General features: G+C 70.0%; 18 protein-coding genes. 8 read left to right on the plus strand and 10 right to left on the minus strand.

Annotation, left to right across the window (positions count from 1 at the left end; translation table 11 throughout):
- The first annotated feature begins 53 nt into the window (after nt 1-53).
- The 7 genes from B9P64_RS11085 to fliR are packed head-to-tail and all read left to right on the plus strand — an operon-like array spanning nt 54 to nt 4,412.
- Nucleotides 54-677 (plus strand): flagellar basal body-associated FliL family protein, encoded by a 624-nt coding sequence (locus tag B9P64_RS11085; RefSeq protein WP_085316291.1) that lies wholly within the window; start codon nt 54-56, stop codon nt 675-677.
- Between the two features lie 9 nt (nt 678-686).
- Complete coding sequence (gene fliM / locus B9P64_RS11090) at nt 687-1,700, plus strand: flagellar motor switch protein FliM (protein ID WP_085316292.1); 1,014 nt, start codon at nt 687-689, stop codon at nt 1,698-1,700.
- Complete coding sequence (fliN, locus tag B9P64_RS11095) at nt 1,697-2,116, plus strand: flagellar motor switch protein FliN (RefSeq protein WP_085316293.1); 420 nt, start codon at nt 1,697-1,699, stop codon at nt 2,114-2,116. Before fliM ends, fliN begins: the two co-directional genes overlap by 4 nt.
- Nucleotides 2,117-2,125: 9 nt before the next feature.
- The gene (gene fliO, locus B9P64_RS11100) at nt 2,126-2,470 is read left to right on the plus strand and encodes a flagellar biosynthetic protein FliO (RefSeq protein WP_085316294.1); all 345 of its coding nucleotides are present in this window, start codon (nt 2,126-2,128) and stop codon (nt 2,468-2,470) included.
- Between the two features lie 4 nt (nt 2,471-2,474).
- On the plus strand, nt 2,475-3,368 hold the full coding sequence (gene fliP / locus B9P64_RS11105; protein WP_235839965.1) for a flagellar type III secretion system pore protein FliP: 894 nt from the start codon (nt 2,475-2,477) through the stop codon (nt 3,366-3,368).
- Complete coding sequence (fliQ, locus tag B9P64_RS11110; protein WP_085316295.1) at nt 3,365-3,634, plus strand: flagellar biosynthesis protein FliQ; 270 nt, start codon at nt 3,365-3,367, stop codon at nt 3,632-3,634. Before fliP ends, fliQ begins: the two co-directional genes overlap by 4 nt.
- 10 nt (nt 3,635-3,644) lie before the next feature.
- Nucleotides 3,645-4,412 (plus strand): flagellar biosynthetic protein FliR, encoded by a 768-nt coding sequence (gene fliR / locus B9P64_RS11115; RefSeq protein WP_085316296.1) that lies wholly within the window; start codon nt 3,645-3,647, stop codon nt 4,410-4,412.
- Nucleotides 4,413-4,495: 83 nt separating this feature from the next.
- Here fliR and B9P64_RS11120 read toward each other — a convergent pair whose 3' ends face one another.
- From B9P64_RS11120 to B9P64_RS11140, 5 genes are all read right to left on the minus strand, one after another.
- Nucleotides 4,496-7,165 (minus strand): DUF349 domain-containing protein, encoded by a 2,670-nt coding sequence (locus B9P64_RS11120; RefSeq protein ID WP_085316297.1) that lies wholly within the window; start codon nt 7,163-7,165, stop codon nt 4,496-4,498.
- A 158-nt stretch (nt 7,166-7,323) separates the two neighbouring features.
- On the minus strand, nt 7,324-11,346 hold the full coding sequence (locus B9P64_RS11125) for a translocation/assembly module TamB domain-containing protein (protein WP_085316298.1): 4,023 nt from the start codon (nt 11,344-11,346) through the stop codon (nt 7,324-7,326).
- A 3-nt stretch (nt 11,347-11,349) separates the two neighbouring features.
- Complete coding sequence (locus B9P64_RS11130; protein WP_085316299.1) at nt 11,350-13,587, minus strand: autotransporter assembly complex protein TamA; 2,238 nt, start codon at nt 13,585-13,587, stop codon at nt 11,350-11,352.
- A gap of 62 nt (nt 13,588-13,649) precedes the next feature.
- Nucleotides 13,650-14,036 carry an MAPEG family protein gene (locus tag B9P64_RS11135; protein ID WP_085316300.1) on the minus strand — a complete coding sequence of 129 codons (387 nt, stop codon included), beginning with the start codon at nt 14,034-14,036 and terminating at the stop codon, nt 13,650-13,652.
- Between the two features lie 17 nt (nt 14,037-14,053).
- On the minus strand, nt 14,054-14,719 hold the full coding sequence (locus B9P64_RS11140; protein WP_085316301.1) for a DUF2238 domain-containing protein: 666 nt from the start codon (nt 14,717-14,719) through the stop codon (nt 14,054-14,056).
- A 92-nt stretch (nt 14,720-14,811) separates the two neighbouring features.
- Here B9P64_RS11140 and B9P64_RS11145 point away from each other — a divergent pair, with 92 nt between their 5' ends.
- A complete protein-coding gene (locus B9P64_RS11145; RefSeq protein ID WP_085316302.1) occupies nt 14,812-15,234 on the plus strand; it encodes a hypothetical protein in 423 nt (140 codons plus the stop codon).
- 15 nt (nt 15,235-15,249) lie between these two features.
- On the opposite strand, the gene B9P64_RS11150 is transcribed toward B9P64_RS11145, so the two are convergent.
- The 5 genes from B9P64_RS11150 to infB all read right to left on the minus strand — a co-directional run bounded on the left by B9P64_RS11150 (nt 15,250) and on the right by infB (nt 22,964).
- Nucleotides 15,250-16,515, minus strand: a complete 1,266-nt coding sequence (locus tag B9P64_RS11150) for a hypothetical protein (protein ID WP_085316303.1) — start codon at nt 16,513-16,515, stop codon at nt 15,250-15,252.
- 129 nt (nt 16,516-16,644) lie between these two features.
- Complete coding sequence (gene typA / locus B9P64_RS11155; RefSeq protein WP_085316304.1) at nt 16,645-18,474, minus strand: translational GTPase TypA; 1,830 nt, start codon at nt 18,472-18,474, stop codon at nt 16,645-16,647.
- Between the two features lie 178 nt (nt 18,475-18,652).
- Nucleotides 18,653-19,618: a tRNA pseudouridine(55) synthase TruB gene (gene truB / locus B9P64_RS11160; RefSeq protein WP_235839966.1), complete on the minus strand. Its 966-nt coding sequence runs from the start codon at nt 19,616-19,618 to the stop codon at nt 18,653-18,655.
- A 61-nt stretch (nt 19,619-19,679) separates the two neighbouring features.
- Complete coding sequence (gene rbfA, locus B9P64_RS11165; RefSeq protein ID WP_085316306.1) at nt 19,680-20,066, minus strand: 30S ribosome-binding factor RbfA; 387 nt, start codon at nt 20,064-20,066, stop codon at nt 19,680-19,682.
- A gap of 12 nt (nt 20,067-20,078) precedes the next feature.
- Entirely contained in the window at nt 20,079-22,964 is a 2,886-nt protein-coding gene (gene infB / locus B9P64_RS11170) for a translation initiation factor IF-2 (RefSeq protein WP_085316307.1), read from the minus strand.
- Nucleotides 22,965-22,993: the final 29 nt, after the last annotated feature.

Consider the following 22,993-nt stretch of genomic DNA (forward strand, 5'->3'; position numbering starts at 1 on the left):
GCTCGGGACAATGCCGGCAGAAGATTCATCAGGCCTCCGGAGAACCCAAGACCATGGCAGCAGCAGCACCCACCGCCGACGGCGACGCCCCCAAGAAGTCCAAGAAGATGCTGTTCATCATCGTGGGCGTGGTTCTGCTGCTCGCGGTGGCGGGCGGCGCGGCCTTCATGCTGCTCGGCAAGAAGCACGACGCCGAAGGCGCGGAAGGTGGCGAAGCCGCCGCCGCCGACGGCCACGCGGCGGGCAAGGAATACAAGAAGAAGCCGGTCAAGCCGGCGCACGATCCCAAGCATCCGCCGTCGTTCACCGCGCTCGAGGTGTTCACCGTCAACCTCGCCGACCGCGACCGCGACCGCTACCTGCAGGCCGGCATCACGCTCCAGCTCGACGACGAACATGCGGGCGAGGAGGTCAAGGCCTACATGCCGTCGATCCGCCACGAGGTGCTGCTGCTGCTGTCCTCGCTCACGGCAGCCGACGTGAGCGATGCCGAGGGCAAGGAAGCCCTCGCGCACCGGCTGCAGAACACGGTCAACAAGGCGCTCGGCTATGCGCCGCCGCCGCGCAAGAAGCGCAAGGCCAGCGCCCACGGCGAGGCCGCGCCCGAAGACGATCTCGAAGAGGACATCGAGGGGCCGGTGGTCAGCGTGAATTTCACGACCTTCGTCATCCAGTGAGGCCCGGCCATGGCTGAGCACTTTCTGTCGCAGGACGAGGTCGATGCACTGCTCGACGGCGTCAACGGCGCCGATGCGGAGGACGAGGCGGCACCGGTCGGTGCGATCCGCGACTACGACATCGCGAGCCAGGAACGCATCGTTCGCGGCCGCATGCCGACGCTCGAAATCATCAACGAGCGCTTCGCCCGCAACCTGCGCGTCGGGCTGTTCAACTTCATGCGCCGCTCGCCCGAGCTGTCGATCGGGCCGGTGCGGGTCATCAAGTACAGCGCCTTCCTGCGCGAGCTGATGGTGCCGACCAACATCAACATCGCCTCGGCCAAGTCGCTGCGCGGCTCGGGGCTGTTCGTGTTCGAGCCGACGCTCGTGTTCGGCGTGATCGACACGCTGTTCGGCGGCGGCGGCCGCTTTCATACCCGCATCGAGGGCCGCGACTTCACCCTCACCGAGCAGCGAATCATCCTGCGCATGCTCGAAGTGGTGTTCAACGAATACCAGAAGGCCTGGGCGCCGGTGTTCCCGCTCGAATGGATCTATTCGCGCGCCGAGATGCACACCCAGTTCGCCAATGTGGCGACGCCGTCCGAGATCGTGGTGGCCACGTCGTTCCGCATCGAGTTCTCGGATGCGGCGACCGGCTCGATCCACATCTGCCTGCCCTACGCGATGCTCGAACCGATTCGCGACCTGCTCTACAACTCGGTGCAGGGCGACGCGGCCGAACCCGATCACCGCTGGCTCGCGCTGCTGTCGCGCCAGGTGCAGGACGCAGAGGTCGAGCTGACCGCCGTGCTCGGCCACGCCCGCATGGCGGTGCGCGACATGCTGAAGATGAAGGTCGGCGACATCGTCCAGTTCGACATGCCCGAGCAGGTGAGCATGGAGGTCGATCACGTACCGGTCTTCAGCGGCAGCCACGGCACCTTCAACGGCCATTACGCGGTCCGCGTCAAGCGGATGCTGAGCCTCGAACGCAACGCGAAACCCGAAGAACTCCACGGCAAGAAAAGGCAATCATGAGCGACATCGATCCCGATACCGGCACGCCCGCCGAGGACGACTGGGCCGCCGCGATGGCCGAGCAGGCCGCCGCCGCCGGCCTGACCACCTCGGCCGCCGAGGCCGCCGCCGCCGCCGGCATCCTCACGCCGGGCGGCGTGGTCTCGGGCACCGCCAACGACATCGAAATGATCATGGACATCCCGGTCCAGCTCACGGTGGAGCTGGGCCGCACGCGGATTCCGATCAAGAACATCCTGCAACTGGCCCAGGGCTCGGTCATCGAGCTGGATGCGCTGGCCGGCGAGCCGATGGACGTGCTGGTCAACGGCTGCCTGATCGCCCAGGGCGAGGTGGTGGTGGTCAACGAGAAGTTCGGCATCCGGCTGACCGACATCGTCACGCCGTCCGAACGCATGCGCCGCATGAGCCGCTGAAGGAACACGATGGATGCTTCTTATTCGCCGTGGACTTCGGTGCTCGCGCTCGGCCTGGTGCTGGCGCTCATCGTCGGCCTGGGCTGGCTGCTGCGCCGGCTGCGCCTGCCCATGAGCCGCACCGGCCTGCCGATGCGCACCGTGGGCGCGCTGTCGCTCGGCGCGCGCGAGCGGCTGGTGGTGGTGGAGATCGGCACGCAATGGCATGTGCTGGGCGTGACCGCCGGCGCCATTTCGTCGATCGCGACGCTGGCGCGCCCGGAGGCCGACATCACGGATAACGGCACGCCGGCGCCGAACTTCATGGCCCAGCTGTCGGCGCTGCTCAACCGCGCGCCCAACGGCAAGGAATGACGCGATGCGCTACCTCTCGCTGATGCTGCCGACCGAATCGACCGATGCGCCGCCCGAGCAGCATCCCCACGATCCCGATGCCGCCGAACTGGCGGCGGCCGCAAGCCGGACACGGCGCCAGCGGCAGCTGCGCCGCGCCGGCCTGGCGCTCGGCCTGCTGGCGCTGATCGCCCTGCCCTTGCTGGCCAGCGCCCAGACCGCCGCCCCCAGCCCCAGCCCGATCCCGGGCGTGACCGCCACGCCGGGCGCCGGCGGCAGCACCAACTATTCGGTGCCGGTGCAGACGCTGCTGTTCTTCACCGCGCTCGGCTTCATCCCGGCGGCGCTGCTGCTGATGACCGGCTTCACGCGGATCATCATCGTGCTGTCGCTGCTGCGGCAGGCGATGGGCACCCAGACCACGCCGCCCAATCAGGTGCTGATCGCGCTGTCGCTGTTCCTCACGCTGTTCGTCATGGGGCCGGTGTTCGACAAGGTCTATGACGAGGCCTGGCAGCCCTACACGCGCAACGAGATCAGCTTCGACCAGGCGCTGGCGCGCGCCGAGGTGCCGGTGAAGAAATTCATGCTGCGCCAGACCCGCGAAAGCGATCTCGCGCTGTTCGTGCGGCTGGCCCGGGTCGAGCGGCCGCGCACCACCGAGGACCTGTCGCTGCGCATCGTCGTGCCAGCGTTTGCAACCAGCGAGCTGAAGACCGCATTCCAGATCGGTTTCATGATCTTCGTGCCCTTCATCGTCATCGATCTGGTGGTGGCGAGCGTGCTCATGTCGATGGGCATGATGATGCTGTCGCCGGTGCTCATCAGCCTGCCGTTCAAGCTGATGCTGTTCGTGCTGGTCGACGGCTGGAACCTGATGCTGGCGTCGCTGGTGGCGTCGTTCGGAGCGGTGCAATGAACTCGCAAGGCGTCATCACCCTCGGCATGCAGGCGATGCAGGTCATGCTGATGGTCTCGGCCCCGCTGCTGCTCACCTCGCTGGTCGTGGGCCTGCTGATTTCCATCGTGCAGGCGGCCACCCAGCTCAACGAGCAGACGCTGTCCTTCATCCCCAAGCTGCTGGCGCTGATCGCGATGATGGCCATCGCCGGCCCGTGGATGATCCAGACGCTCACCGACTTCCTGCGCCAGGTGATCGAGTCGATCCCGAACGTGGTGAGCTGAGCGCGCCCGCATGGTCAGCTTCAGCTTCGAGCAGGTCTGGAGCCTGATCGTGCAGTTCTGGTGGCCCTTCGTGCGGCTGCTGGCGCTGTTCGGCACGGCGCCGGTGCTGTCGCACAAGGCGATTCCGGTGCGAGTGCGGGTGCTGGCGGCGCTGCTGATCGCCTTCGTGCTGGCACCGGCGATTCCGGGCGCGGGCACGGTGGCACCGGGCGGCGCGCTGGAAAACGTGGGCACGCTGCTGCAGCAGGTGCTGGTCGGCAGCGTCATCGGCTTCTCGATGCGGCTGGTGTTTGCGGCGGTGGAATACGCGGGCGATCTGGCCGGCCTTCAGATGGGCCTGAGCTTCGCCACCTTCGTCGATCCGCAGAACGCGCGTCAGACGCCGCTGCTCGGCAGCCTGCTGTCGCTGATGGCGACGATGCTGTTCCTCACGCTCGACGGGCACCTGATGCTCATCGCCCAGCTCGCCGAGAGCTTTCGCATCATTCCGATTTCGGGCGACGTGGTCGGCGGCTTCGACCTGCGCGCGATGGCCGGCTGGGGCTCGGCGCTGTTCGCCATCGGCCTCAATCTGGCGCTGCCGGTGATCGTGGCGATCATGGTCTGCAACACCGCGCTCGGCGTGATGGCGCGGGTCGCGCCTCAGCTGTCGATCTTCAACGTGGGCTTTGCGGTCACGCTGCTGGTCGGGCTGTTCATGGTGGCGATGATGCTGCCGCTGATCGGCGCGCCGCTCGACCGGCTGTTCAACGATCCGCTCTGGCTGCGCGCGCGCTGAGGCCGCACGCAACAAGGCCGTGCCGAGCATGACGCCGGGCACGGCCTTGTTGGCTTTGGCACCGCCCTGACGGCGGCAGCCGGTCAGCGGCGCGGGCCGTTGTTGTTGCGCGGGCCATCGCGACGGTCGTCGCGGCGGTCACCACCGCGTCCGCCACGGTCGCCACCGCGATCGCCACGTTCGCGGTCGCTGAAGCCGCCGGCCGGCACGCGCGGCGGCGGATTGGCAACCCATTCGTTCTTGGCGGTGATGAGCGCTGCCAGCCGCCGCGCCACGGCGGCACCGGTGCCGGCGATGGCGACCAGCCGCTGCAACTGCGCCGCCGGATCCTCGATGGCGGTGCGGTGCTTGAGCCGGTTGGCCAGCATCTCGAATTGCAGACGCTTGCGGTCGGCCTCGGCTTCGGCCGGACTGGCGACGCCGGCTTCGAGCTCAAGCGCAATCAGGTCGCGGGCAATGCCCTGGGTCACCTCGGCCGACGGAGCTGCCACCGGTGCTGCCGGCGTCGCGGCCAGCTCAACGGCGGCCGCGCCCGGATCCTCTTCCGAGGTGGACGCTTCGGCCGCCGCAGCCGCGAGCGGCTTGAGCGCATTGAAACGACCGGCCAGCGCGCGTTCGAGCTTGCCGGCGTTGCCCAGCTCGCTCCAGCGCGTGCGCAGCAGCTCGTCGCCGGGCGCCGCCTCGATCTTGACGATGAGCTCGACCTTGTCGCGCGCCGCCTTGACGGCATCGCGGAAGCCGCCCTCGACCGCCTTGCGCTGGTCGCGGCGCTCGCTGTCCTGCGTCTTGCGCTCGGTCTGCTGGGCGTCGCGCTCGGCCTTGAGGCTGGTCGCGTAGGCGTCGCAGGCGGCGCGGAACTCGGTCCACAGCGCCTGTTCCTGGCTGCGCGGCAGCGGCACCTGCTGGGCATGGCGCTGCCATTCCTCCTGCAACACCTTGAGCGGGCCGAAGCCGCCGCGCTGCTCGCCCTCGGCGAGCTTCTTGGCGCGTTCGATCAGGTCGCGGCGCACCGCGAGTTCGCCCTTGCGGGTCTCGTCGAGCGGCGCATGCAGGCGGGCCAGCACGGCGTCGAAGCGCTCGGCCAGCTTGCGCTGGTCGGCACGGTGACGTTCGAGCGGGCCGAAGCCGAACCAGTGGCGGCGCGCGCTGTCGGTCGCGGCGGCGACCGGCTTCCAGTCGATCGGCTGGTCGGCGGCGCGGGCTTCGTCGAGCGCGACGGCGCGCGCTTCGAGTTCGACCAGCAGCGCTTCGCGCTTGCTGGCGATCTCGGCGCGCTTGCCGGCCAGTTCGGCAAAGTGGGCGGCGGCCGGCGCATAGGCCTTCTCGCAGGCTTCGTCGAACTTGCGCCACAGCCAGCCCGGCGCGCCCTGGCGCGATTCGGAGTCGATGGCCTTCCAGCGGTTGCGCAGCGTCTGCACCGCCTTGGCGCGGGCTTCGGGCGCGACTTCGGTCTCGGCCAGATGCAGGGCTTCAGCGAGCAGGCCGTCGCGCACCTGTTCGGCGCCAAAGCGTTGCCAGCCGCGCAGCTCGGCGAGCCGGGCCTGGGCGCGGCGCCACGGCGCGGCGGCCTTGCGCGGCAGGCGGTAGGCGCCGATGGCGGCCTCGACCAGCTTGTTTTCCTCGATGGCCTGCTCGATCTGGCCGTCCTCGACCATCTTGAGCAGCGCCTCGATGCGCGGCACGAGGGCGTCGGCCTCTTCCTGCGGCAGCGGCGGCGGCAGGTCTTCCTCGGCCTTGGCCTTGGCGGCGGCGCGCTCGGCCTTGGCTTCGGCCTTGGTGCGTTGCGGCTTGGCCGGCGCGTCGGCAGCGGGCGCGGCGTCGGTGGCGGCTTCGGGCGTTTCGGCGCTGCCGTTGGCGGCGGTCTCGGTCGGCTCGGCGGCACCGGCTTCGGCGGCGACTGCGTCGGTCGGAGCAGCTTCTGTCGGTGCGGCGTCAGCGGTGGCGCCGGTCTCGGCCGCTTCGGCGGCGGGAGCGGCGTCGGCTTCAGCAGCCGGCGCGGCGGCTTCGGCCGGAGCTTCGACCACGAGCGCCTCGACCACCGGCAGCGCAGCACGCCGCTCGGCGACGACGCCGGGCAGCGCCTCGGCCGACGTGGCGAGCGCGCTCATCAGCGTCGACGGTACCGATTGCGACTCGGGCGCCTGGCCGATCTCGGCGACGCGGGTCGCGATGTTGGCCAGCTCGGCCTCGACCTGCTCGGCCGTCATCTGCACCAGCGCGTCGGGCGCAGCGTCGATCAGGGCTTGCAGATCGCGCACATCGCGTTGCAGCTGGGCCCGCGCGATCAGCCGCGATTCGAGCGTCTGGCGCGCCTGCTGGAAGCGTTCGACCCAGGGCGTGCCGGCCACATGCGGCGCGGTGACGGCCCAGGCGCGGTCGAGCTCGGACACGCGGTTGTTGGCCGGCACCGGCGACGCGGCCAGATCCTCGATGGCCACCGCGATGCGCTCGGCATCGGTGAGCGCCTTGCCCGCGTCGCGGGTGGCGCGCAGCCGGGCGCTGGCGGCCTTGTACACGCGCTTGTCGTGATCGCCGGCCCAGCGCTGCACCTTCTTGAGCGCTTCTTCGCTGGTGAGCCGGGCGACCGCCGATTCGCGCAGGTTGGAGGCATGTGGACCGCAGGCCACCTCGACCAGCCGGTCTTCGTCGAAGCCGGCGAGATCGGCGGTGGTGAGGGCGGGCGACGGTGCGGCGGCGGGAGCGGCCGCTTCGGGCTTGTCGCCCGGGGAAGAACGTTTGAACCAGCTGACCATGGAAGCGAATGACGTGCGTTGAAGCGGTGATCGGAGGCGGCGGCGCAAGGGGCGCACCGGCAGGCGGCAAGGCGCGGAGGGAGCGGAGATTGCGGGCTGGCGAAGCGGTCGATTATGTCATGCAGCCCATGACCGCCCGCGCCCCTTGCCGTGGAGAGTCAGTCGAAGCTGAAGGTATAGAAGGCATCGATGGCGTTTTCGTCGCCGGTGGTGGTCTGCACATAGAACTTGCGGCCGATTTCGTAGCGCAGCTTGGCGAAGGTACCGACGCCGCTCAGCGCGCGCTCGAAGGTGAAGGTGAGCCGCGACGACAGCCGCTTGCCGATGGTGACAAAGGCCACGTCCTGGCTGGTGAGCGAGCTGCCGCGCGCGCTGCTCACCGTGGTGGCCGAGCGGTTGCCGATCGAGATCGAGTCGAAGCCGATGGCGCTGGCGACGCGCTTGGTCATCGGCACGCCGCTGCTGTCGCTCATCAGCGCGCTGGCGGCGACGCTCAGGTATTGCAGATCGGAGCGCGAGGCTTCGTCGAGGCCACGGCCGGTGGCGATCCAGCTCAGCCGCTCGGTATCGGACATGGCGGTATCGGAATACAGCTTGAGCTTGGGATCGCGCGCGGTGCCGCGAATCTCGACGCCGACCGAGACCGGCAGCTCGGGCCGGGTGGCGCGGATGTTGAGATTGGGATTGTCGACCGTGCCCACGAAGCTGATCGTGCCCTGATCGACCACCAGCCGCTGGCTGTAGGCGTTGTAGCTGCCTTGCAGCACCTCGACCACGCCGTTGGCGCGCATCGGCTGGCCCGGCCGCACGTCGAAGGCGATGCCGCCACCCAGCTGGGCCTCGGCGCCATAGCCCTTGACGCGGAAGTTGTTGCCGAGGTCGAAGCGCAGATTGGCGGTGAGCGGCAGCGCCTCGCGCCGCGCCTCGGCCGATTGCGCCTCGTGTTCGAGCAGCCGGTCGGCAGCCGGATCGGCCTCGCTGACGATGACCACATCGCCGCCGAGCTTGGGCGCGAAGGCATCGCCGAGAGTGATGCTGGCCGAGTCGGCGCGCAGCCCGCCGATCACGCGCGCCGCGCCGTTGTCGAGCGTCAGCTCGATCGCGCCGCTGGCGGCCATCTGATAGTTGGGATCGTTGCTCGCATCGAGCTGGTCGGCGCGCAGCGTGATGCTGCCGTTGGGCCGCTGGTCGATGAAGCGGATGCTGCCGCTGCCGCCGAGGCTGCCGTGCCGGCCCTGGAAGCTGAATTCGCGCAGCTCGGCCCGATCCTCGGTGAACACCACGGTCACCCGGCCCTGGTCGAGCCGGGCGCGCGGCTTGAGCAGCCGCAGCGCGATGTTCTCGCCGCGCAGTTCGCCGGCCAGCCGCGGCTGGGCAAAGGTTCCCTTGGCGGTCGCGTCCATCGTCACCAGACCGTCGGCCGTCACCGGCGAATCTGACGACAGCGTGAGCCAGGCGAAGGACTTGAGCTCGCCGCGCACCCGGGCGTCGAGCGGCGCGTCGGGCGTGATGCGCAGCTTGCCGTCGAGGCCGGCGAGCGTGGTCGCAAAGCTGGCGTCGAAGCGGCCGGCGCGCGCCGACTCGAAGTCGAGCCGCGATTCGATGCGGTTGGCCGTGGCCTTCAGATCGAGCGCCAGCCGCGAAATGCCGAGCGCGCCCTTGGCCGAGTTGATGACCCAGACATCGCCGTCGCTGCGCTCGATGCGCGCCGTGCCGTTGAGCTGGCCGTCGGGCAGCGTGCCGATGTCCCAGCGCCCGTCGAGCGCCAGCGTGGCGCGCGGCAGCATGTCCTTCGCCTTGGGAAACAGCCGCGTGAGCGTGGCGAACGACAGATGGCGCAGGCTGCCGGCGGTCTGAAAACCGCCCGGTCCATGCTCCAGCCGCGCGAGTTGCAGCCGCGCATCGTCGAGCGCGATGTCGAGCGCCTCGAAGCGCTGGCGCTCGGCCGAGACCTCGAAGCGCGCCGGCGCCGCCAGCTGCATCGCGTACTGGCCGGCATTGCTCAGCTTGAGCAGCTGGCCGGCCCAGACCGGATGCTCGTCGGGCCGGGTCGGCGCGCGCAGGCCGGCCGCGATGTCGGCGCTGAACTGCACCGCCGGCTTCGCGCCGTCGCCGCGCGCCCGCACCGCGATGCGATGGTCGGACGGCTTGCCGGCGACCGTGACCTGGGCGGTCGCGAATGCCTGCTGCGCCACCGTCACCCGCTCCAGCGCCAGATCGCCGTCGATGCGCTCGGTGTTGGCATTGACCCGGCCGCGCAGGCTGCCGAGCCGCAGCGCATGTTCGCCCTGCCCCAGCACCAGGTCGTCGCCGGTCACGGCCAGCGTGGTGTCGGGCGCGGCCAGCGTGCCGCCGGCGCTGCCGCGTGCGGTGGCGCGGCCGCCGATCGGCTCGCCGACCAGCGCCGCCAGCCGGTCGAGGCGCGGCGCATTGATGTCGACCGCGAGCTTCTTGCCGGCGACGCCGAGCGCGCCGTTGAGCCGCAGCGCGTTCTCGGCAAAGTTGAGCGTCGCATCCAGATCGTCGACCGACCAGCCGGCCAGCGCGCCGGTGCCGGCCAGCCGGCCGCGCGCCCGGCCCGCCAGCGCCAGCCCGGCCAGCGTGCTCGGATCGATGCGCGCATCGACCGCGAGCGTCAGCGGCACCGCCGGCTGATTGCCGTGGCGTGCCATGCCGAGCGCGCCGTCGACCTTGACCAGCCCGTTGAACGAGGAGCGCAGCCAGCCGGCGAGCGGATCGCTCGGGCTCAGCGCGGTGAGGATGCGGCTCGCGTCGAAGCCCTGCATGCGGCCTTCGAGCGCCAGCGGCCGGCGGCCGTCGAGCCCGACCTTGCCGCTGACGCTGAGCGCGCCGGCGCCGGTGCCGATGCGCAGCTGGTCCACGTCGACCTGGGTCGGCGCGATGCGGGCATGGCCGGCATAGGCGACCGCGCCGCCGCGCAGATCGATCTGCGCCGTGATAGCCGCGTTCTCGTCCACGTCGATGCGCACCGGGCCGTCGAGCTTCATCGGCACCGCCAGATCGGACAGGCCGCGCGGATCGAAGCCGCGCGCCACCAGCTCGATGGTTTGCGCGGTGTCGAAATGCGCGCTGCCGCCCAGCGTGCCGCCGCCCGGCACCTCGATGCGGGCGTTGTCGAGCCGGGCGCCGTTGGCGGTGCTGAAGTCGGCGGTGATGACGGTGACCGGAATGCGGCCGGTCTCGAGCTTGCCGGGCGCGCGGTTTTCGAGCTTGACCGGGCCGCCGAAGTTGTCCTGCGCATCGAAGCCGAGCGTGGCTTCGAGCGCCAGCGGCGCCTTCAGGCCGATGTCGCCGGCCACCACCTCGATCGGCACCTGGTCGGCCAGCAGGATGATCGGCGCGAACATCTGCTGGAGCGTGTCGGAGAACAGCCTCAGCTCGGTCGTGGCCACCAGCGGCGAGCCGCCCGGCCGGCGCCAGCTGGCCTGGGCCTGCACATCGAGCCGCGCCAGCGAGCCGCGCGCATCCAGCTCGATGTCGGCGATCGGCCCGAGGTCGGGCGCGAGCCAGTGCGCGCGCAGCGTGGCCGGATAGGGCTGGGCGCGCACATCGATCTCGGCATCGGCGCTCAGGCGGATGCCGTAGAGGCTGAATTCGGCCACATGCAGCCGGTCGACGGTCGAGCCGAGGTCGGCGCTGCCGCGCAAGGGGCCAAGCACGGTGCGCGAGCCGTTAGCAGCGCGGTATTCGATGCTGCCGACGCGCAGATCGCCGACCGTCACATGCACGCCGGGCAGCGCCAGCGCGCTCGGCAGCGCGGCCGGCTCGGTGCTCGGCAGCTTCTGCTCGATGTCGAGCGCGGCGGCCGCCAGCGTGCGCACGTAAAAGCGCGTCGGCGGCAGCCAGAGCCATTCGAGCGTCAGGTCGCGCGTCTCGACCGCGAGGCTGTCGTCCTCGTAGCGCAGCCGATGCACATCGAGTCGGCCGAACAACGAGCCGCTCACGCCCTCGACCGTGACCGCGCCGCCGGTGGCGCGGGCAATCTCGCGCGCCGCCAGCCGCAGCGTGAATTCCTGCCCCGCCAGCCAGCCTACGCCGGTGACCAGCACCACCAGCGCCACCAGCGGCCAGACGATCCAGCGCAGCACGCGGCGCCACAGCGGATAGCGCGGCGCGGTCGGTTCGGTATCGGCATCGGCCGGAGGAAGCGGTTGGGCCATGACTCAGAACACGAAGCCGAGCGAGAAATGCAGCCTCACCTGATGCGCGCGCACGCCATAGGCAAGGTCGAAGTTGAGCGGGCCGATCGGGCTGCGCCAGCGCGGGCCGAAGCCCACGCCGGTATGCGGCACGAAGCCGGCGGCGGTGTTGAACGCGTCGCCGGTCTCGGCGAACACGCCCACGCCCCATTCGCTGCTGAGCCAGTGCGTCGCCTCGACGCCGCCGATGGCCAGATAGCGCGCGCCGACCGTGGCCGTGCCCTCGGTCTGGCCGATGGACTGGTAGGCATAGCCGCGAATCGACTGATCGCCGCCGGCGCGAAACCGCAGCATCTCGGGCACGTTGCTGGGCGTGGCGGTCAGCACCGCGCCGCCTTCGAGCCGCACCGTCAGCGAATCGCGCTCGCCGACCGGCAGAAAGCCGACGACCTTGGCATAGCCGCGCACGAAGTCCTCGTCGGACAGCGCGTTGTGCAGGCCGCCGGCGAGTTGCAGATTGCCGATCACGCCTTCGCGCGGATAGGCGAGGTTGTCGATGCGGCGATAGGTCCAGGCCACGCCGGGCGCGAGCGCGCGGTTCAGGCGCCGGTCGGCGCCGGACGGCTTCTCGATGCTGTAGGCGTAGAGCAGCGTGTAGGCGCGGTCGATGCTGCGCAGCGCCTGCTCGTCGCGGCCGTGGCGCAGCAGCAGGCTGCTGGCGCGCAGTTCCAGCCCCGACACGTTGGAATGCAGGAAGGTGTTGGTGATGCTGTCGCGATAGCCGTCGGGCCGGTCGGGCAGCGTGATGCCGGCGCGCGCCAGCTGCTCGCGCTGCTCGATGCGGGCCAGGCTGTCGAAGCGCCAGCCGGCGCCGTTGATGTTCACGTCGCTGTAGCCGGCTTGCACCCGCGCGCCCGAGTTGGAGCTGAAGCCGGGGCCGATCAGGAACTTGCGCGTCTGCGCCTCCTCGACCGCGATGTTGACCGGCACCCGGCCGTCGGCATCGGCGGCATCGAGATCGGCCGTGACCGTCACATTGCGGAAGTAGGGCAGCACCTGGAGCCGCGACTGGGTTTCGAGCAGCGCCACCTGGCTGTAGGGCGCGCCGGGCTTGATCCGGTTCTGGATCTCGATGATTTCCGGCGGGTACTGGGTCAGCCCGGTCACATGCGCCGCGCCAAAGTAGCGCGGCGGCCCGGCGTCGAGTTCGACCTCGAGCCGCGCCTGCCGGGTCGCCGGATCGATGCGCGCCTCGGTGCGGGCATAGCGCGCCTCGGGGAATTCCTCGACCAGAAAGGCGCGCAGCAGCGCGTCCTTGCTGCGATCCCAGTCCTCCTGCCGGAACCGGTCGCCTTCACGCAGCGTCCAGTGCGCTGCCACGCGGTGCTCATCGTAGAAGCGCTGGGCCACTGGCTCGCTGGCACCGACGACGCTGATCGACACCTCGGCAACGCGGGTCGCCGGGCCGGCCTCGACCGTCATGGTCACGCGCCAGGGCCGGGCCTCGCCATCGACCCGGGTGTCGAGCCGGGGCGAGAAATAGCCTTCGGTCGTGAGCAGGCCGCGCGCCTGGCGCTCGGCGCGCTCGATCAGCGTGTCGAGCCGGTCGCGGTCGATGCCGTCCTCGTCATAGTCGCCCTTGGCCAGATCGAGATGGCGCAACAGCAGCTCGCGCAACTCGTCCGGCGCTTCGAGGGTGAAGTCGAAGTCGCGCCGGGCCGGGCGGGCAGCGGCCGGACGCGCGCCGGCGGGCTCGGCTGGCGAGGTGCTGGCGGCGGTCTGGCCGGCGCTGGCGGGCGGGCTGCCGGCGACGGCCGGGTTGCCGCCGGCGGACGACTGGTTGGCGCCGAGGCCGGCCGGCGCGGCAGCGGCCCCCTCCGGCTGAGCGGCGGCGCCGACCGGTGCAGGTGCTGCGGCGACTGGCGCGGCGGATGGCGGGACGACGGCTGCAGCGGGCGTGGCCGACGAAGCGCCGTCCGCCGCCGCCAGCGCCGGGGCCGCGCCGGGCGCAGCCGGCGTCTTTGCAGCGGCGCGCGCGACCGGTGTCGCCGAGCGCCGAACCGGCGCCACGCGGCGCCGTTCGCCGGGGCGCAGCGCGCGGCCGGGCAAGGGCTCCTGCACCACCGGCGCGGTGCTCACTTCGGTTTCGGCAGCGGGCGCGGCCAGCGGCGTGGCGGATTCGGCATGCGCGCCGGCCGTGGCCAGCGCTGCGCAGACGAGCGCCGCAAGACCGGCGCGATGAAGGTAGGGGGGATGCGACACGCGGCGGATTCTACTGGCGCGCGGTGCAGCGCCCGGAGCGGCTGCCGCGCCGCGCTTGCGCTTCACCATGCGGCTGCGAAATACAGCGCGATCGAGCAGCCGTAACCGGCCGCCCACAGCAGCGAGCGCAGGCTCGCGCGATCCGCCAGATAGCAGCCGATATAGCCGAGCCGCAGCAGCACATGGGCCAGTGCCAGCAGATCGATGCGCGCCTGCGGTGCCGCCAGCACCTGGGCCGCGAGCACGCCGGCCGCAAACACCGGAAAGCCCTCCCAGGAATTGGCCTGGGCCGCCTGGGCCCGCGCCGGCCGGCCTTCCAGCCGTGCCAGCCAGGCGCGCGGCGCGCGATTGTCGAAGCCGCCCGAGCGGATGCCGTCCCATTTGGCGAGCCAGGCGCAGAACAGCGGCAACAGCGCCGCCGCCACCAGGCAGAGGATGGAAAGCTTCATGTCGTCCTTGGGTGAGATCAGCGCGAACAGCGCGGCGCCACCGCCAGCTGACGGTCGTGCCAGCGTGCCAGCAGCAAGGTGGCAAACAGCGCGCCGGCCCAGGCCAGGGTCATGTCCATCTGGGTATCCCAGGTGTCGCCCTGGGTGCCGAGGAAGGCTGCCGCGCCCTCGGCCGACACGCGCCCGGCGATCATCTCGATGATTTCGTAGATGGCGCTGACCGCAAGTGCAACCGAAACGCACAGCGCCGTGAGCATCGCGCCCGCCGGCATGCGCTGCACCCGACGCAGGATTTCACGCGCCAGCAGCGCCGGCACCAGTCCCTGCATGAAATGGCCGAGCCGGTCGTAATGATTGCGCGCCAGCCCGAGCGCGTCGCGCAGCCACAGACCGGCCGGCACCTCGGCATAGGTGTAGTGGCCGCCCACGATGAGCACCAGGCAATGCGCCACCACCAGCCAGAACAGCAGCGGCGTGAGCGGAAAGCGCCGCTGCGACAACGCCAGCGCCGGCAGCGCCAGCATCACCGGCAGGGTTTCCATCCACCAGGTGGCCAGATCGTGGCAGCCGATGGCCGAGGCCAGCAGCACGACCAGCAGGCTGGTCAGCGCCGCGGCAGCCGCCGGTTGGCCGATGCGGCGGGGCGACGGACGAGGGGCGGCAGTGGCAAAGTCGGGCGGCATGGGGCCGGGATTCTAGTCGGCCGCCCCGCACACGCACCGGCACCCGCCGAACGGAAGGAAAGATCGATGCATTCAAGCCCGGGACTGCCGCAATGATCGAACTGCTGGCTCTGCTGCCGCTGGCGGCGATCGGCGCGCTGGTGTGGCGCCGCAAGGCCGCGCGCCTCGATGCGCTGCTGCTGGCGCATGCCGTGGCCGGTCTGGCGCAGGACAGCGGCCGCGAGGTGCGCGTCGAGGGCGGACGCGGCGGCTGGTATGTGGCCTGGCTCGACGCCGACGGCGTGCTGCTGCTGCGCCGCTTCGGTCGCGCGGCCGCGGCGCGGGCGGCGGCGCAAGCGCTTGCCGAGGCAGCCACGCCGGCCTGCCACGGCGCGCTCGACCTGTCGGAATATCTGCCGGCAGAGCAAGCCGGCGCCGACATGCGGCAGGCGGTGGTGGCGTTTTGCGCAACGGCGGGCACGAGGCAAGACGCACCGGCTGCCGCGACCACGGCCGCAGCCGCAGCGCTCCGATGACGCCGGCCCGGCGCTTCATCCCGCGCCGATGACATCCCAGTCGCGCAGCAGCAGACCGGCAAGCGTGGCGACCGGCGCATCGCCGGCCCCGGTCTGCAACAGCCCGGTCAGGAAGGCGCGCTGCCGCGCATCGTCCTGGCGACAGGCGCGCTCGGCCCAGACGAAGGCCGAGGCAAAGCGCGCCCGGCTGGCGTCATCGAGCCGCGCCAGCCGCGCGCCGGCCAGCGCGCGGTAATGCGGCGACGGCGCCACGCCCGGCAGTGCCAGCAGCGCGGCCAGCGCCGGCTCGGGCGCGCCGGCGGCGGGCCGCTCGGCCTCGATGCGGTCGAGTCGCGCTTCGAGGCCATCGGGCCCGACCAGTCCGTCCGGCAGCGCGCGCCGGCCCGGCAGCACGGCGCCCGCCAGATCGGCGAAGCGCGCAATGCCGCCGGCGCGCGAATCCGCCATCAGCACAAAGTCGAGCAGCCAGTGCCGGCTCGCCTGCGCCCGGGCATCGAGCGCGAACAGCGGCCCGGGCAGCCGGTTGCGCAAGAAGAACTCCAGCCGGTCGAGCACCGACAGCCCGGCCGGCGCGCCGGGCCGTTCGCGGTCGAGGCTGGCGTATTCGCCGCGCGCATTGGGCGCGTGATGGCACAGGCGCAGCGCGATTTCATGGCCCCAGAGCTGGTCGCGGTCGGCCGCCACCGTGAGCTTGAGCGGCATTGGATCGGCCGGCTCGGCGCCCGAGGTGTGGCGCAGCGCCGCCAGCAGAATCTGCTCGGCCAGCAGCGGCGGCAGCGCAAAGCCGGCCAGCAGTTCGCGCCCCAGCAGCAGACTCATGCGCGCATGCAGCAGGCTCGCGCCCGGGCCGCCGAACAGCCGCTCCTCGGCCCAGCGACCGTGGTCGTGCAGCAGCGCGGCCAGCACGCCGACGCGCGCATGACCGGTCACGCGCTCGGCCGCCATGTGTTCGAGCGCCGCCGTCGGCACCTTGAGCATGGCGTGGCGCGCGTCATGCGCCGGCATCGCATGCGGCGCATGGCTGCGCATCTGGGTCCAGAGCGCGGTGGTGATGGCGGCGAGCGTCTGCTGGCCGTCGGCGCCGGCGTACCAGCGGTCCAGCCCGGCCTGCTCGGCAGCGCTGGGATGACGGTCGGCGCGGGCCAGAAAGTCCTGCGCCGCCGCCTTGAGCGCCTCGGGCAGCGCCGCCACCAGGGCCGGCGCCGGCGGCTCGTCGAGCAGCGCGGCGCGCCAGCCCAGCAGCGGCGCCGGTTGCGCCAGCAAGGGATGCGATGCGTTCATGGGCGAGGACGGATCGGGTCGGTCAACACGGCGGCGCGACTCGCGCCAACCGCGCCACAGCAATGAAAAGGCCCGCACGCGGCGGGCCTTTGACGGACAGACCGGCGCCGACTGGCGGCGCCATCAAGCTCAGTCGATCGCCGATTCGCGCGACGCCTTCTTGCGGTCGTGTTCCTTCAGGAAGCGCTTGCGCAGACGGATGCTCTTCGGCGTGACTTCGACGATTTCGTCGTCGGAGATGAATTCGACCGCGTATTCCAGATTGAGCTGGATCGGCGGCACGAGGCGCACGGCTTCGTCGGTACCCGAGGCGCGCACATTGGTGAGCTGCTTGCCCTTGATCGGGTTGACGACCAGATCGTTGTCGCGGCTGTGGATGCCGATGATCATGCCTTCGTAGACCGGGTCGTTGTGCACCACGAACATGCGGCCGCGATCCTGCAGCTTCCACAGCGCATAGGCCACGGCGGCGCCGTCTTCCTGGCTGATCAGCACGCCGTTGCGACGCTCGCCGAGGTCGCCCGGCTTGACGGCGGCGTACTCGTCGAACACATGGCTCATCAGGCCGGTGCCGCGCGTCATCGTCAGGAATTCACCCTGGAAGCCGATCAGGCCGCGCGCCGGGATGCGGTATTCGAGCCGCACGCGGCCCTTGCCGTCCGGCTGCATGTCGAGCAGGTCGCCCTTGCGATAGCCCAGGGCTTCCATCACGCCGCCCTGATGCTGGTCTTCGACGTCGAGCGTCAGTGCTTCATACGGCTCGCACTTCACGCCGTCGATGTCCTTGAACACCACGCGCGGCTTGCCGACGGCCAGCTCGTAGCCCTCGCGGCGCATGTTTTCCACCAGGATGGTCAGGTGCAGTTCGCCCCGGCCCGACACGATGAAGGTGTCGGTGTCGTCCGGGAATTCGACGCGCAGCGCCATGTTGGCCTTGAGCTCGCGCTCCAGACGCTCGCGGATCTGGCGGCTGGTCACGAACTTGCCTTCGCGGCCGGCCAGCGGCGAGCTGTTGACCATGAAATTCATCGTCAGCGTGGGCTCGTCGACCTTCAGCAGCGGCAGGCCTTCCGGCGTGTCGGGCTGGCAGACGGTGGTGCCGATGTTCAGTTCCTCGATGCCGTTGATGAGCACGATGTCGCCGGCCTGGGCTTCCTCGGCCAGTTCGCGCTCGAGGCCGCGGAACTTCAGGATCTGGTTGATGCGACCGGTCTTGGGCGTTCCGCCCGGGCCGTCGAGATAGACCACGCTCATGCCCGGCTTGACGCGGCCGCGGTTGATGCGGCCGACGCCGATCTTGCCCACATAGCTGCTGTATTCGAGCGAGGTGATCTGGAGCTGGAACGGGCCTTCGGTGTTGTCGTCACGCACCGGCACGCGGTCGATGACCATCTGGAACAGCGGATCCATGTTGCCGCCGCGCACATCGTCGGTCAGGCCGGCATAGCCCGACAGGCCCGAGGCGTAGACGATCGGGAAGTCGAGCTGTTCCTCGGTCGCACCGAGCTTGTCGAACAGGTCGAAGGTGGCGTTGACGACGTATTCCGGACGCGCGCCCGGACGGTCGATCTTGTTCACGACCACGATCGGCTTGAGGCCGAGCGCGAGCGCCTTCTTGGTCACGAAGCGGGTCTGCGGCATCGGGCCTTCGACCGAGTCCACCAGCAGCAGCACGCCGTCGACCATCGACAGCACGCGCTCGACTTCACCGCCGAAGTCCGCATGCCCCGGGGTGTCGACGATGTTGATGTGGTAGCCGTTCCAGTCCACGGCGCAGTTCTTGGCCAGGATGGTGATGCCGCGTTCCTTTTCGAGGTCGTTGCTGTCCATCACGCGTTCAGCGACTTGCTGGTTCTCGCGGAAGGTGCCCGACTGGCGCAGGAGCTGGTCGACGAGCGTGGTCTTGCCGTGGTCGACGTGCGCGATGATCGCGATGTTGCGGAGTGCGCGTTTGGTCATGAGGTTCTCGATCTTTCTCGATCTGCAAATGTTTCGCCGCGCGAGGTCGCCCGGCGGGGGATTCGGTTGGCCGCGCGGTCGCGTAGCCGGTTTCTTCTTCTGATGCTGGCGGGCTCTGCGGCCCTGGCGCAGCGCTGCGGACGGATCGCAGCGAATCTGGCGCCGCCCTGCCCGCGGCTCAGGCCGCGATCAGCCGGCTCGGCTGGAGCCGACCGTCCGGGCCGAGCAGCGCGGTGCCGAGCAGCCGGGCCGGGTCATAGACCCGCACGCGGATCTCCGCGCCGGCGGCTTCGGTCGTCGCCAAGCCGACATCGGGAGGCTCTTCGGCCGCCACCGTCCGGGCCGGCAGCAACAATTTCGCCAGACCGACGCTGTCTGCGGTCTTGAGCCGCTGACCGTGCAGGAAGCGTGCCGCATCCAGCTCGCCCAGATCGACGCGCGGCAGGCTGGCCAGCAGCGAGTCGAGCGGCGCGAGCCGGGCCTGGCGCGCTTCCTTCGTCGGGATGGATTCGAGGTCTTGCAAGGTGAGTGCCGCGTCGATGTCGAGCGGCCCGACCGCGATGCGCCGCAGGGCCGTGAGATGCGCGCCGCAACCCAAAGCGGCGCCGATGTCCTCGGCCAGCACGCGCACATACGTGCCCTTGCTGCACCGCACACGAAACTTGAGCACCGGCGCGGCGAATTCCAGCACCGCCAGCTCCTCGATGCGCACATGCCGCGCTTCGCGTTCCACCACGATGCCCTTGCGCGCCAGCTCGTACAGCGGCTTGCCGTCGCGCTTGAGCGCCGAATGCATCGGCGGAATCTGGCTGATTTCACCGCGAAAGCGTGTCAGCACCGCGTCGAGCTGCTCGCGCGACACATCGACCGGACGTTCCTCGACGATTTCGCCTTCGGTATCGCCGGTGCTGCTGCGCTGACCGAGCCGCGCCGTCGCTTCGTAGGCCTTGTCGGCATCGAGCAGATCGGCGGAAAACTTGGTGGCCTCGCCAAAGCACAGCGGCAACAGCCCGGTTGCAAACGGATCGAGCGTGCCGGTATGCCCCGCCTTGCGCTCGCCGAGCAGCCATCTGGCCTTGCCGAGCGCGGCGTTGGAACTGAAGCCTTCGGGCTTGTCGAGCAGGAGTACGCCGGAAATCGTCATGACTGTCGGCCGCCAGGGCCGCAAGCATGCGAATCCGGTCGGCGCTTTCCTTCCCGCTGGCTCAGTCGTCCCTGGCGCGGCTTGCATTTGCCGTGTCGATGAGACGCGTGAGGTCGAGACCTCGCACGCCGGTTTCATCGAGCAGGAAATGCAGCCGCGGCACGGTGTGGATGTGGAGCCGCTTGTACAGAAGGCTGTGCAGCCAGCCCGAGGCTTCGTTCAGCGCCGCGACGGCGCCGGCCTTTTCCTCGGGATCGTCGCGCAGCGAACTCACGAAAACCTTCGCATGCGCATAGTCGGCCGTGACCTCGACGCCGGTCACGGTGACGAGCACCACGCGCGGATCGCGCACCTCGAGCGGAATCAGCTCGCCCAGATCGCGCTGGATCTGGTCGGCGATCCGCTTGATGCGGCTGCCCGCCGGGGCACTCGTTGAACGCTTCTTCATCGACCGATGCCCTTACAGCGTCCGCGCGACTTCGGTGATCTCGAAGATTTCGAGCTGGTCGCCTTCCTGGATGTCGCTGAAGTTCTTGAGCGACAGACCGCACTCGAAGCCCTGCTTGACTTCCTTCGCGTCGTCCTTGAAGCGGCGCAGCGAATCGAGCTCGCCGGTCCAGATGACCACGTTCTGGCGCAGCAGCCGGGCGCTGGAATTGCGCTTGACGATGCCGTCCGTGACCATGCAACCCGCCACCGCGCCGATCTTGGGCACCTGGAACACCTGACGGATTTCCACGGTACCGATGACCTGCTCGCGCTTCTCGGGCGACAGCATCCCCGACATGGCCGCCTTAACCTCGTCGACCGCGTCATAGATGATGTTGTAGTAGCGGATGTCGACGCCGTTGGCCTCGGCCAGCTTGCGTGCCGACGTGTCGGCCCGGGTGTTGAAGCCGATGACCACCGCCTTCGACGCCGTCGCCAGATTCACGTCCGATTCGCTGATACCGCCGACCGCCGCATGCACGACCTGCACCCGTACCTCGTCGGTCGAGAGCTTGTTCATCGCATGCACGATGGCTTCCTGCGAACCCTGCACGTCGGCCTTGATGATGAGCGCCAGCGACTTGACCTCGCCCTCGCCCATCTGCTCGAACATGTTTTCGAGCTTGGCCGCCTGCTGGCGCGCCAGCTTGACGTCGCGGAACTTGCCCTGACGGAACAGCGCGATCTCGCGCGCCTTGCGCTCGTCCTGCAGCACGATCACTTCCTCGCCTGCCGCCGGCACTTCCGTCAGACCCTGGATTTCCACCGGGATCGACGGACCGGCCGACGCGACCGGCTTGCCGGCCTCGTCGAGCATCGCGCGGACCTTGCCGTAGGACGAACCCGCCAGCACCGTGTCGCCACGCTTGAGCATGCCCGACTGCACCAGCACCGTCGCCACCGGACCGCGTCCCTTGTCGAGACGCGCTTCGATCACGATGCCCTTGGCCGGGCCTTCCTTGACCGCCGTGAGTTCAAGCACTTCAGCCTGCAGCAGGATGTTCTCTAGCAGGTTGTCCACGCCCTCGCCGGTCTTGGCCGACACGGGAATGAACGGCGATTCGCCGCCGTACTCTTCCGGCACCACCGATTCGGCCACCAGTTCCTGCTTCACGCGGTCGAGGTTGGCACCCGGCTTGTCGATCTTGTTGAGCGCCACCACCAGCGGCACGCCGGCCGCCTTGGCATGGTGGATCGCTTCGCGCGTCTGCGGCATCACACCGTCGTCGGCCGCCACCACCAGGATGACGATGTCGGTCGCCTTCGCACCGCGCGCACGCATGGCCGTGAAGGCCTCGTGACCCGGGGTGTCGAGGAAGGTGATGATCCCGCGCGGCGTTTCAACGTGATAGGCGCCGATGTGCTGCGTGATCCCGCCCGCTTCGCCCGACGCCACCTTGGTGCGACGGATGTAGTCGAGCAGCGAGGTCTTGCCATGGTCGACGTGACCCATGATCGTGACCACCGGCGGCCTGCTTTCGGCCACCGCATCGCTCTCGGCAACCACGCCGATCAGGTCCGATTCCGGATCGTCGAGCTTGGCCGCGAATGCCTTGTGGCCCATTTCCTCGACGATGATCATCGCCGTGTCCTGGTCCAGCACCTGGTTGATGGTCACCATCTGGCCCATCTTCATGAGCATCTTGATGACCTCGGCCGCCTTCACCGACATCTTGTGCGCCAGATCGGCCACGGTGATGGTCTCGGGGATGTGCACTTCACGCGTGACCGGTTCGGTCGGCGCGTTGAAATTGCTGTTGCCCGTGTCGCCGCGATGACGACCGCCGCCCTTCGGGCCGCGCCAGCCACCGGCACCGCCGTTCGAATCGCCGCGAGTCTTGATCGCGCGCTTCTTGGCCGCGTCGTCGCTCCAGGTGGAAGCCACCTGCGACTGCTTGATCTGCTTGGTCGCGCCGGGCGCCGGCTTGGCGTTCTTGTCGGCGGGCTTGGCGGCCTCGCCGGTCTTGGCGGCCGGACGATGCAGCGTGCCCTCGGCGGGCGCCGCAGCCGGTGCCGGCGCAGCGGCCGGCGGAGGCGGCGGAGCCGGTGCCTTCTCGGGCGCCTTCAGCACGCGCTTGGGCTGGGACAGCATGCGGTTCATCGCGGCCACTTCGGCCTCGACGGCACGCCGGCGTGCGATGGCCTGGTTGCGCGCGGTTTCCTCGGCCGCCTTGGCCGCCGCCGCTGCAGCGCTCGCCGCCGAAGCGACGGCCTGGGCAGCCGCAGCCGCCTGCGCCTCGGGCGAGGGCACGGGCGCGGCAGCGGGGGCCGGAGCCGGTGCGCCTTCTGCCGGCGCCTCGGCGCCCGCAGCCTGACGCGCAGCTTCGGCACGCGCAGCCTCTTCGGCCGCACGACGCTCGGCTTCGACCCGGGCGGCCTCGGCACGCACGGCTTCTTCCTCGGCCTTGCGACGTGCCTCGGCAGCCGCCTGACGCTCGGCTTCGAGCCGTTCGGCCTCGATGCGGGCGGCTTCGGCGCGGCGCGCCTCTTCCTCGCGCGCCAGCCGCGCGGCTTCCTCGGCCGCAGCCTGAGTCGCACGCAGTTCCGCCGGATCGGGTTCGCGCTGGACGAAGGTGCGCTTCTTGCGCACCTCGACCTGGATCGTGCGCGACTTGCCCGTTGCATCCGCCTGCTTGATCTCGGAGGTCTGGCGCCGCGTGAGCGTGATCTTCTTTTTTTCCGCGCTGTCGGAGCCGTGCGCCTTGCGCAGCATCTCGAGCAGCTTGGCCTTGTCGGACTCGGTCACGACATCTTCTGCCGAGCGCTTTTCCACGCCGGCCGCCTGCAATTGCTCGAGCAGCGTGCGCTCGGACATCTTCAGTTCCGCGGCGAATTCGCCTACGTTCATGCTTGCCATTCCATCCTCGTTAACCGGACGCGCAGGGA

Source organism: Derxia lacustris (genome assembly GCF_002105195.1).
Taxonomy (GTDB): Bacteria; Pseudomonadota; Gammaproteobacteria; order Burkholderiales; family Burkholderiaceae_E; genus Derxia; species Derxia lacustris.